This is a genomic window from Halanaerobium saccharolyticum (assembly GCF_003053565.1).
Taxonomy (GTDB): Bacteria; Bacillota; Halanaerobiia; order Halanaerobiales; family Halanaerobiaceae; genus Halanaerobium; species Halanaerobium saccharolyticum_B.
On sequence record NZ_QAXS01000052.1, the window covers coordinates 1 to 11,531 of the forward strand.

The window sequence follows — 11,531 nt, forward strand, 5'->3', positions numbered from 1 at the left end:
AGGGGGAGGGATTCCTGCATTTTATGCGAATTCCTATCCTGACAATTATGATAACTATTAATATTTTTAAAAAAACTATTAGATTTGACGTAACGTGAATAAAGAAGGGAGTTTTTATTATGAATTCCAAAAAGTCATCACTTTCTATCTTGATTTTTCTAGCTTCTTTATTGATTTTAAGCGGCTGTTCGAATGCAGGGATTTCGCTTGAGCTAGATCCCAATCCAGTTGAGTTTAGTCAAAATGAGACAAGTAGGGATTTAGAGCTAACAGTTACAACAGAAGGTTTTGGAAGCCTCAGCCTCAATAATCTAATAATAGAAGTAATTGATGAAAATGATGAAATCATTTTTGATGAAGAAAAAGAAGTCAATATTACTTTGCCAGTAATAGGAGAGCATTCAAAAACAGTTGAATATACCCTTGATCTAAAAAAAATATTTACTCCTGAAGAATATGATGAATACAACTCTGATGAAACTTTTGAAGAATTTTATCTTAGACTACTCCAGGATGAATCTCATACATTAAGGCTTACAGTTACCGGCTCCAATGATAGTTCACTAACAGCTCAGATTAACTATAACTAAAAATTTTCTAATTAAAAACCGGATGCTTAAGCATCCGGTTTACTGTTATACATACTATTTTAATATTTCATTTAAATTTTCCTGATTAAATTCGTCAATGATCAGATCAGCTCTGGATAAATCCTGGCTTTCATCCTTAGCTCGATTAAAGCCAATTACCCTGGCTCCTGCTTTATGAGCACCATTTACACCATGCTCCGAATCTTCAATAACAATACATTCTTCCGGTTTGACCCCCAACCTTTCTGCCGCCTCAAGAAAAATATCAGGAGCAGGCTTGCCGTTTTCAATAGCATTTCCATCAACATAGCCTTCCATATAATTCTCAAGTCCAAAACGCTGAAAAACATGCTCAATTACAGGTTCATAGGAAGAAGAAGCAACAATCATTTTATAGCCGTGATCTTTTAAGAATTCAAACCAATCTCTAACTCCGGGCATCAGCTCTAAATCTTCAGCTTCAGCCAGCCCCATATAAGAACTGTGAATATGGTCTTCCATAAAATCTTCAATCTTATAATGTGAGTACTCATCCTTAACCTGATAGCGGTCTAAAATGTCTGTCCAGATATCCTTAAGATTGGCCCCCATATGGCGGTCATAATCTTCCTGACTTAAGTTAAAACCATACTTTTCATATATCTCTTCATTTACTCTTTCATAAATCGGTTCTGAATCAATAATTGTTCCATCCATATCAAAAATTACCGCTTTTATCATAAATTTATCACCCAATGTTTTTAAGATTTATTAACTTTTTTATATTATATCATAATTTAAGCAAAACTAAAGGAGAGCAGTTTAAGCCCTCCTCTAAATTTCCATTATTTGCTAAGTACCCAGTACCTGGAAATTATTACATTATAAATCCGGCTGCCAGATAAAGCACCAGAGCTACAGCCCCATTAGCGAGCGCATAGGGAAGCTGAGTATTTACATGGTCAATATGATCTGAGGCAGAAGCCATTGAAGAAATAATTGTAGTATCAGATATTGGTGAACAGTGATCTCCCATGATTCCACCAGAAACTACTGCACCTATTGTAGGATACAGAGGAGCTCCCATCGCTACAGCCATCTGAATTCCAATCGGCATCATAATTCCAAAGGTTCCCCAGCTAGTTCCAGTAGCAAAAGCCATCAGTGAAGCCATAATAAAGACTATAGCCGGACCAAAAGCTCCACTTACTCTTCCTTCAACTAAAGAAGCCATATATTCTCCTGTTTCGAGGTAGCCAATCACATTTCCTATGGCAAAAGCTGTGATTAAAAGGATAGCAACCGGAACAATTGCTCCAATTCCCTGATAAACATAATCAATATATTCCTGTAAGGACATGATCCCCTGCAGAACGTACAGGAAACCGGCAAAAGCCACTGCAGTAATTACCGCCCAAAAAACTGAGGTTGAGCCTGAACCCTGCAGAATATTTCCTTCACCTGTTATGTATAGACTTAGCGGCATCATTGCAATTAAAACAAAAACTGGCAGCAGCATATTTCTCATCTTTGGAGTAACTCCCTCTTTAGGAGGAGTTGCTGTTGCCTCTTCTGAAACCATCGGAGTAGCTCCCTCTCTTAAAAGCAGCCCCTTTTCCGAAGCTCTCTTCTCTGCCTTAGCCATCGGACCCCAGTCATTTCCTGTCAGAATATAATAACCAACTGCCAAAATAGCAATAATTGAATAAAACTGAAAAGGCAGTGATTTAGCCAGCAGCTCAGCTGAATTACCATCAACAACACCATTGGCAATCTGAACTCCAATTACTCCCATCAGCATTGCTCCCCAGCCGTTAAGTGGGATTAATCCACAGACCGGAGCTGAAGTTGAGTCACAAACATAGGCCAGTTTTTCACGCGACACATTATATTTATCTGTTAAAGGTCTGGCAACTGTACCCGATACAAGACTGGTTATTGATGATTCAATAAAGATTATTAGACCGGTAATATAGGCTAAAAGCAGTGCTCCCCTTTTATCCTTAACCACATCTCTTTTTTTGGTAAGATAATTAATAAAACCCTGCACTCCACCTGAGGCAGAAATTACAGTTATCAAACCTCCAACTAAAAATGAAAATATAATTGTTTTAGTAATCCAGGCTTCAGAAAAAATTGCCACAATCTCTTCTAAAGTCATGTTGACTGCTGCAAAAAATGACCAGTCAGTTAAAATCATTGTTCCCGAAAAAATGCCTAAGATCAGTGAAATAAAAACCTGTTTTGTTGTTAAAGCAAGTAAAATTGCAATTAACGGTGGTAAAATACTTAAAATCCCGTACTCCATAATATCCCTCCCTGTAAAATCTACTGATTTGATGTCCCAGCCATTGGCGTTAAATTATACGGGTTAACACTTAAAAACCAACATTTACTATTATACCACAAATTTTCTGAAAAGTTTAGCTTTTTGCTGCAGTTTTTAGTAATTATAAGCTGCTTTCATTTTTACTGCTTCTAAGATAATTTTAATTACAAAAAAATTAAATTAAACCTGTAAACTGCCACCAGAAATATTCAAAGATCACGGTAATTATGGCTACTGCTGTCAGTGGTATTCCGAGTTTAATTACACTTTTTTCGGAGTAGTTTCCATTTTCTTTACCCATTCCCACCAGAATATTAAGGTGATGAAAAGGAAGAATATAATGAGTTCCAATTGCAGTGTAAACAAAGAGAGCTGGAACTAAAGGGTTAATGCCACAGCTTTCAGCAAAAATAATAAAAGCAGGAATTGCAATTCCCATCACTGCGATTACACTGCCCAAAAACATATGTAAAACAATTGAGATCCCTGCTGTCATCAGAGCAAAATAGAGCATATTACCAGGAGTCTCTGCCGGCAGCACAACCTGAGCTAGCCACTGGTTCATCCCGGTTAAAGATCCCACCTTACCTATTGCTACTGCTGCAGTTAGAAAAATCAGCACCTTAATCGGAACCTGATTCCAGTCTTCTTTTTTTAGAATATCTCCACTGAGCGGAAGACTCATCATCACAGCAATGGTTAAAGTGATCCACCCCAGTTCAACTCCATGAAAAGAATCAGTCATCCATAATACAACAGCTGCAATCAGCCAGAAAACAGTCCGCTGTTCTTCAGCTGACATCATTCCCAGGTCCAGAAGTTTCTGACCAATCTTTTTCTTATTGATCTCTACTTTTTCTTCGGCTTTAAATAATTTTAAAATCACAAAAAGAGTTAATAAAGCTGCCAGTGCTGCTGGAGCTCCCATATACAAAAGCCAGCCACCCCAGCTTAAATCAACTCCAGCAAACTCCAGAGTCATAAAATTGAGTGTGCTTTCTCCTGTTAAAAAAATCATCGAAATCGGAATTGAAGCTGCAAAAACAGTTAGCCCAATTTTAGAAGCGTCATTTTGATTAATTCCTGCATTTTCAATGACGACTGACATAACAGACATAATAATAAAAGCCCGCGGCCAGGGATGAGGAATAATTAAGCTTAAGAGGAAGGTCAAAGCAAAAATAGAAATTATAATCGACCGGTAAGAATCAACAAAGCGAATAATAAATTTATAGGCTATTCGTTCTCCCAGACCGGAGCGCTCAACCGCTGCTGCAATTAAATAGGCACCAATTACCAGATAGACAGTTTGGGAAGTCCAGAGTGAAAGCACTTCTTCTGCGGGTGCAATTTCAAAAATCAGCATTGACATCAAAAATAGCGCTGCGATATAGGCAGAGTCAGCCACCTTTGCCGCCCAAAAAATAACTGTCATCAGAGTTAAGGAAAACATTTTCCGTCCAGCTAAAGAAAGACCGGGAATGCTGAGGTTCCAGACAAGCAGAGCAACTATGATGCCAACAAATAAAAAGATTGTACGTTTATCTTTAATTTTAACCACCACCGTTTTTAGTATATCTATATTTTAATAAAGTTTAGTAAATTAGTCAACTATATCTCACTACTACTAAAATTCTATTAAGCTTCAAAATCATAAATATCAGTCATTTTATGCCCTATCATTTTTATTATACTATATTATCTAATCAAATTAAATTATTAATATCAATTTTTATCAACTAATTGTAATCAACTTACATTTAACTAAATCGATTTTTCTGATATACTAATAGTAGAATTGAGTAAATTTTTTAAAATATATTATATTTTAGTTGAAGTTTTTTAAATGTCTTGAATTAAAAATCATAAGAGGAGGTTTTTTGATGCCTTATTTAGCTGACGAAAATCGTTATGAAAAAATGGAGTACAATTATACTGGGAACAGTGGTCTCAAGCTTCCGGCAATTTCCTTAGGACTCTGGCACAATTTTGGTGGAGTTGATACCTTAGAAAATGCCCGCAAAATGCTGCGCAAAGCTTTTGATTTAGGAATCACCCACTTTGATCTTGCCAACAATTATGGGCCTCCAGCTGGCTCTGCAGAGGAAACTATGGGGATTTTACTGGAAAAAGACTTCGCTCCTTACAGAGATGAACTGATTATTTCTTCCAAGGCCGGTTATTATATGTGGCCGGGGCCTTATGGAGACTGGGGTTCTCGCAAATATCTTATTTCAAGTATTGACCAGAGCTTAATGCGGATGGGCCTTGACTATGTAGATATCTTTTATCATCACCGTCCAGATCCTGATACACCACTTGAAGAAACTATTGGTGCTTTAAAACAGATTCAGGATCAGGGAAAAGCTCTATATGTCGGTATTTCTAACTATAATGCCGAACAGACAAAAAAGGCAGTAGAAGTTGCCGATAAGCTGGGAGTTGACTTACTCTTAAATCAGTTTAACTATTCTATCTTTGATCGCTGGTCAGAAGAGGAAAATCTATTAGGAACCCTGGAAGATGTAGGAATGGGTTCAATCATCTTCTCACCGCTATCTCAAGGATTGCTGACTGATAAATATCTGGGTGGAATTCCAGAAGACTCAAGAGCAGCCAAAGAAAGCGGCTTTCTGAAAAAAGACAGCATTACAGAAGAAAAGCTGGATAAAGTAAGACAGCTAAACGATATTGCTGCTGACAGAGGACAGAGCCTCTCACAGATGGCTTTAGCCTGGATTTTAGAACAGGGAGCAACTTCTGTTTTAGTTGGAGCCAGCAAGGTTGAGCAGATTATTGAAAATGCTGGTACTTTAAACAATACTGGCTTTACCAATGAAGAACTGGCGGCTATTGAAGCTATTGTTGCTGAGTAGGTACCGGGCACTTGAGAATTATTAGAAATGATTAAAGGCTAAAACCCTGCTTAGGGGTTTTAGCCTTTTTGTTATTCTAACTATTTAATTTTTAGTTCAATTTTTCTAATTTAACATTATCGATATAAACTGCAGTTGTCTCACCATTATCAGTATTTCCTAATGAAAATAATAATTTAGGTATGTCTGCTGCAGCTAAAGAAACATCTACTATATATTTTTTCATTTCAGAAGTTAAAGTAGGCTGTGCTTCTCCATAAACTTTCCAGTCTCCACCGTCTTCCTGCACCATTGCAATTATATCGCGTTCAGCATCTGCTCTGGCTTCAAAACTCAATCTGTAGTCTCCTGCATCAAGATCGACATACTGAGCAAACTGAATAGCCCAGGTCTGATTACCAAGACTTGAAACATCAATTTTAAATTCACCGTCTTCTACACCATAATCACTAACTGCGCCACCTTCTCCTGTCCAGACATACCAGTTATCAGGAGAACTGCTCATTTTATCTAAAATTGAGCTGTTAAATTCACCATTGACAACCGCGTTTTTAGTATATTCTGGTTCTTCAGGATTTCCACCTCTTTGAGCCTGATTATCATCTGTTCTTTCTACAACATGATATGGCTCTTGATCATCATCAATATACCATCTCATTTCGTCTGGAGTCCATTCGAAAATAAAATCGTGATAGCCGTCAGTAAAATCTCCTTCATCTAAAACATAGTGCTGGGTAATTCCGCCACCACCATAGTGGTTGGGACCGTGAACTGTTCCGTGAACCTCATCTGTCTGACCGGCGATGAATTCCATCATGTCAATTTCTCCGGAGCCAGGCCATGGGTTTTCAGTGATATCTGAACCTAACATCCAGAATGCAGGCCAGAGTCCCTGTCCTTCAGGAAGTTTTGCTCTGATTTCAACTCGACCATATTTCATATTAACTTTATCCTGAGTAATCATTCTGGTAGAAGTATAATCATATTCCCCATACTGATCACTGCGCTGTTCTTCTCTAACTGTAATTACTAAGTTACTGTCTTCAACATGTGCATTTTCACCTTCAGTATAATACTGCAGCTCATTATTACCCCAGCCAGGAATACCCTGCTTATGACCGTTTCCTACTTCATAGGTCCAGTAATCCTCATTAACCTCTTCTCCATCAAAGTCATCTTCCCAGTCTAAGTTACCGTCCTGATCATAAACTTTAATGTAGTCAACCAGCATTTCTTTAGGGAAATCAGTATCGACCTGACCACCCATGTTACCACCAACAGCTACATTAAAGATAAAGAAGAAGTCTTTATTATAAACCCACTTTTTTTTCTGTTCTTCTGGAATCTCATCAGCAGATGCTTCTCCGACTTCTGTCAGGCTGACATTATCCAGCCAGATTGTACCAGTGTTTTTACCAAGCTGAAATTCTACTCGTGACTTGGAATCAGTATCTTCAATCATTACAAATTCAAATTCATAACTTTTCATTTCTCTGTCAAGCTCTGCTACAAAGCCTCCTGTTTCTCCCTTACCGCCGACATATGAGCCCCAGCCTCTATCTGCTGTTCCACCAACTTTTAACTCTAACTCTCTCGGCTTTGAGGCCTTAGCATCAAACTCAACTTTATATTTGTAGCCTTTTTTGATTTCCACCGGTGCCTGCAGCAGCTGAATCGAATAGGTATTGCTGCCGCCCTCAAAGACAGATACTTTAAACATTTCACTATCTATTTCTCCAACACCAGCTCCAGCATTCTCTAAAAAGAGCCAGTTATCTTCGGTTGCAAAATTCCCGCCACCGTTGTCAGTTACATTGTTGATAGTTTTGATATCCTCTGTAAATTCACCATTACCTAAAATGTTTTCAGCACTTACAGCAGCACTGAAAAAAGATAAAGCTAAAAGCACAATTAACAACACAGAAAAATTTTTCTTTAACTTTAACATTTTATCACCCTTTTATTAATAATTTTTGTACCTATTTGTACCGGGTACAAGTGAAAATAATCTCATAGTCTTAATAAACCAGAGTCTGAATCGCATGAGCCGGAATTGTAATTTTAACTGCCTGACCCTCTTCTTTTAAGCTGAATTCCTGTGCCTCATCTTTTTCATTCATAACTACAACTGCTGTAGTCTGATCTGGATTTTCGAAGGCTGTAATCAAAAGCTCATCATTTGCTGACGCAACCCCAATTTTTGTGGCTCCAGGCTTAATATATTTGCTGAAATGACCCAGATAATAGTAGGGACTGTTATAATGGATTTTGTTCTTCTGAGTATCCACAATTATTGGCGCATCACAGTAATTTTGAACATGATTTGGTCCACCTTCTTCGTTCAGAACGAGATTCCAGTCAACCCAGCCAGTTGTATAATGGTTTAGATCAGCGATGACATGGCGTCCGTATTTTTCACCGGTCCACCATTCTCCAATAAAATCATCTGCATCAAATAGGGGATTACAGCCTTCAGTAAAGACCAGTTCCTTATTGTAGGTCTCATAGGTATAGCTTAAAACCTCATCATCAACTATATCTTTAGTGTCATCTTCACCATACCAGTGAAAACCTACTCCCCAGACCCACTTAGCTGCCTCCGGATCAGTGAAAATGGTATCAACTCTGGATTTCATAATATCTTTGTTGTGGTCAAAAACCATAATCTTAACATCTTCCAGACCCGCTTCTTTTAAAGTTGGTCCTAAGACCTTAACAAAGTCTCTTTCTTCTTCATCTTCATAAATACAGTTATCCCAGGGAGTTTCAGCCATCGGCTCATTCTGAATGGTCACACCCCAGATATCCATATCTCTTTGCTGATATTCTTTGATATAACGGGCAAAATAGTCGGCCCAGGTCTGCCAGTATTCTTTTTTTAATTTACCGCCTTTGTTCATCCTACCGTTTGTTTTCATCCAGGCAGGTGGACTCCAGGGTGAGGAAAAGAGCTTAAATTCTGCTCCCTCAACTGCCATTGCATCTTTGATAAAAGGAATTAAATATTCTTCATCCCGGGAAAGATCAAAGTCTCGAAGTTCTGTGTCTCCCTCAGTTTCTGTATAGGCATAGTTGCCCAGTGAAAAATCACAGCTGTTAATGTGGGTTCTGCACAAGCTGTAGCCGATTCCTTTTTCAGGATGAAAATATGCTTCTAATACTTCATCTCTCAATTCTGACGGTACCTGGGCTAAAGTGTAGGCTCCCGCTTCAGTAAAGGCCCCACCAAAACCAGTGATCGACTGAGCTTTTTGGTCCCGTTTGATTTCAAAGGCCGCTGAAGCAGCAACCGTTTCTTTTTTGAATTCTAGTGTATTCTTTTCTGTCAATCTGTCTTCTGTATCTTTTGCTGTCTGAATAACTTTAATTTTTTTTGTCATTAAATTTTCATCCCTTCAAATTTTTATTACTTGTAAACTCTTACCCAATCAACATACATCTTCTGTGGAAATTCTGTAGTGGAATCCGGGTAGCCCGGCCAGTTGCCGCCTGTATTTTTAAGATCTAACTATTTAGTGTAATGTCTAATCCAATCTATATACATATACTGTGGAAAACCTGTTGTTTCATCAGGAGTATCAGTAAAGTGGCCTCCTACAGCAATATTGAATAGCACATAAAAATTCTTATGAAATTCATTTTCAATATCTGAAGAAATATCTTTTCTTCCAAATTCAATTCCATCTAATTTCCATATAATCTCTTCCTGATCCCACTCTATTGCAAATACATGAAAGTCATCCTTAAATAGCTCACCATCTGCTAGAGTATATGATCCAGCTGGAACGGGTTCATTATATCCTGCAGTATTTGATTCTGTACCAGGATCTCGATGGACTGTTCCATGAACTGTTCCCTGACCATAATTTGGATCTCCTTTAGCTCCACTTTCTAAAATATCAATTTCACCACACTGCGGCCAAGATGTACTACCACCAGTTTCACTTATATTATCTCCCAACATCCAGAATGCTGGCCAGATACCTTTACCACCAGGTAATTTGATTCTAGCTGCTATTTTCCCATATTTAAATGTTTTTCCATCAGCTCCAGAGTCTCCATCCTGACCTCCTGGATTAGATATAACCCTGGCTGAAGTATAGTTACCCTGCTGATCATAAGCTCCACCATCATAAGTTGCTTTCAATACCATATAACCATTCTCTTCATAGGCTGTTGATCGCTCACCTGTATAACTTTCCAATTCATTATTGAAAGGAGTCATCAATCGCTGTCTTGTCCAGATATTAGTATCAAAATCCCCGTCATTGAATTCATCGCTCCAGTCGAGGTTCCAGCCAGCACCAGGTTCCCAGTCATCTTCTGGAATTGTAGGATCTAAAAATGATACAGCTACAGTATGGTCACTACCGTTGATAACTACGCTTTTTGATTTTGCAGTTGAGTCATTGTATACCTTTAAAGTATAAGTACCATTTTTTACTTCAAACTGAGCTGAGTCTCCTTCTTCATTGGCAACCATTTCTTCCTCATCATAGAGTTCAATCATAAGTGGAGAAGATTGATTATAATCAACCTGTACAGTTAGAGTGTGACTGCTGATGCTGTCACTGCTTCCACCATTACAGGCAGTTAATATTAAAAGCATTGATATTAAGATGAGTAATAAAAACAATTTTTTTCTATTTTTTGTCATAGAATTTCTCCTAATTCTTATTAGAAAATACTTTTTTTTAAATAGTCTAAAAATAGACATCTATATCTCTATAATATTTTATATCATTAAATCTCCAATATCTTTAAAATATTCTATCCATTTAATAGAAATTATACTTATTAATTAGATATTCAAAGATAACCTTATATTTAATCTGTTAATCATTTTGATTATTTTTTGATAAACATTCTCGCTGAAGTAAAATCATCTTCAGCGAAAATGTTTTATTTAATAATACTTTATTTAGTTAATAAAAACTATATCATCTATATAGAATACTTGCTCTGAGCTTGGAGATGTTCCAAAATTACCGAATATTGATATTTTGTTATATGTTTGCGATGGATCCAATGCTGCGGTTCCTTCTGCTTGATTTGAAAAATCAAATGTTAATGTTTCCCACTCATTTGCTACTGATGTGTTCACTTCTGCTTCTACTGTAATTTCAGAATTTGAAGCATCTTCAAATTTTAATCTAATTGGCATTCCAACTTCTGGTGAATAAACTTTTACTGTTACCTTTGTTTTGGTATCTGTAAAAGGTACTGCTGGTATAGAGTCATCTGCTCCTGTAGATACTGTAACTCCTGCCCAAGTTTGTGCACCAGCAGATTTTATCAATTTCATTACTTGATTTGATGAGTCGTTAGGATCCTCTGCTATTTCTCCAGTTGCACCTCCAAAATCTGTAAATTTTGGTGCTGTTGATTCATCAAAGTTTACTATCGTTGACGTATCATCTGAAGGTTCTTCTTCATCTATAAAAATTATATCGTCTATATAGAATATTTGCTCTGAGCTTGGAGAAGTTCCAAAATTACCGAATATTGATATTTTGTTATATGTTTGCGATGGATCCAATGCTGCGGTTCCTTCTGCTTGATTTGAAAAATCAAATGTTAATGTTTCCCATTCATTTGCTACTGTTGTGTTCACTTCTGCTTCTACTGTAATTTCAGAATTTGAAGCATCTTCAAATTTTAATCTAATTGGCATTCCAACTTCTGGTGAATAAACTTTTACTGTTACCTTTGTTTTGGTATCTGTAAAAGGTACTGCTGGTATAGAGTCATCTAATC

8 protein-coding genes and 1 pseudogene are annotated in these 11,531 nt (G+C 37.3%); 2 read left to right on the forward strand and 7 right to left on the reverse strand.

From position 1 onward, the window contains the following. Positions 1-119: 119 nt before the first annotated feature. On the forward strand, positions 120-590 hold the full coding sequence (locus tag C8C76_RS13930) for a hypothetical protein (RefSeq protein WP_108142695.1): 471 nt from the start codon (positions 120-122) through the stop codon (positions 588-590). Between the two features lie 54 nt (positions 591-644). Here the strand turns inward: C8C76_RS13930 and C8C76_RS13935 are convergent, their stop codons facing one another. The 3 genes from C8C76_RS13935 to C8C76_RS13945 form a co-directional block, all read right to left on the reverse strand. Next, a complete protein-coding gene (locus tag C8C76_RS13935; protein ID WP_108142697.1) occupies positions 645-1,310 on the reverse strand; it encodes an HAD family hydrolase in 666 nt (221 codons plus the stop codon). Positions 1,311-1,446: 136 nt separating this feature from the next. Then, positions 1,447-2,877, reverse strand: a complete 1,431-nt coding sequence (locus C8C76_RS13940) for a Na+/H+ antiporter NhaC family protein (RefSeq protein WP_108142699.1) — start codon at positions 2,875-2,877, stop codon at positions 1,447-1,449. A 196-nt stretch (positions 2,878-3,073) separates the two neighbouring features. After that, the gene (locus tag C8C76_RS13945) at positions 3,074-4,459 is read right to left on the reverse strand and encodes an SLC13 family permease (protein ID WP_108142713.1); all 1,386 of its coding nucleotides are present in this window, start codon (positions 4,457-4,459) and stop codon (positions 3,074-3,076) included. A 322-nt stretch (positions 4,460-4,781) separates the two neighbouring features. On the opposite strand from C8C76_RS13945, the gene mgrA reads away from it, so the two are divergent. After that, the gene (mgrA, locus tag C8C76_RS13950; RefSeq protein WP_108142701.1) at positions 4,782-5,774 is read left to right on the forward strand and encodes an L-glyceraldehyde 3-phosphate reductase; all 993 of its coding nucleotides are present in this window, start codon (positions 4,782-4,784) and stop codon (positions 5,772-5,774) included. 91 nt (positions 5,775-5,865) lie between these two features. Here mgrA and C8C76_RS13955 read toward each other — a convergent pair whose 3' ends face one another. From C8C76_RS13955 to C8C76_RS15225, 4 genes and pseudogenes are all read right to left on the reverse strand, one after another. Further along, complete coding sequence (locus tag C8C76_RS13955) at positions 5,866-7,722, reverse strand: family 16 glycosylhydrolase (protein WP_108142703.1); 1,857 nt, start codon at positions 7,720-7,722, stop codon at positions 5,866-5,868. A 70-nt stretch (positions 7,723-7,792) separates the two neighbouring features. Continuing rightward, the gene (locus C8C76_RS13960) at positions 7,793-9,154 is read right to left on the reverse strand and encodes a glycoside hydrolase family 30 protein (protein WP_108142705.1); all 1,362 of its coding nucleotides are present in this window, start codon (positions 9,152-9,154) and stop codon (positions 7,793-7,795) included. 128 nt (positions 9,155-9,282) lie between these two features. Continuing rightward, positions 9,283-10,431 (reverse strand): glycoside hydrolase family 16 protein, encoded by a 1,149-nt coding sequence (locus C8C76_RS13965; RefSeq protein ID WP_166637097.1) that lies wholly within the window; start codon positions 10,429-10,431, stop codon positions 9,283-9,285. Positions 10,432-10,695: 264 nt separating this feature from the next. Then, positions 10,696-11,531: pseudogene (locus tag C8C76_RS15225) on the reverse strand (hypothetical protein); the annotation flags it as partial.

Excerpts from the sequence above, each read along its gene's own strand:
- C8C76_RS13960 (WP_108142705.1), bottom strand. The coding sequence starts at position 9,154 with ATGACAAAAAAAATTAAAGTTATTCAGACAGCAAAAGATACAGAAGAC.
- mgrA (WP_108142701.1), top strand. The coding sequence starts at position 4,782 with ATGCCTTATTTAGCTGACGAAAATCGTTATGAAAAAATGGAGTACAAT.
- C8C76_RS13965 (WP_166637097.1), bottom strand. The coding sequence starts at position 10,431 with ATGACAAAAAATAGAAAAAAATTGTTTTTATTACTCATCTTAATATCA.
- C8C76_RS13935 (WP_108142697.1), bottom strand. The coding sequence starts at position 1,310 with ATGATAAAAGCGGTAATTTTTGATATGGATGGAACAATTATTGATTCA.
- C8C76_RS13930 (WP_108142695.1), top strand. The coding sequence starts at position 120 with ATGAATTCCAAAAAGTCATCACTTTCTATCTTGATTTTTCTAGCTTCT.
- C8C76_RS13955 (WP_108142703.1), bottom strand. The coding sequence starts at position 7,722 with ATGTTAAAGTTAAAGAAAAATTTTTCTGTGTTGTTAATTGTGCTTTTA.
- C8C76_RS13940 (WP_108142699.1), bottom strand. The coding sequence starts at position 2,877 with ATGGAGTACGGGATTTTAAGTATTTTACCACCGTTAATTGCAATTTTA.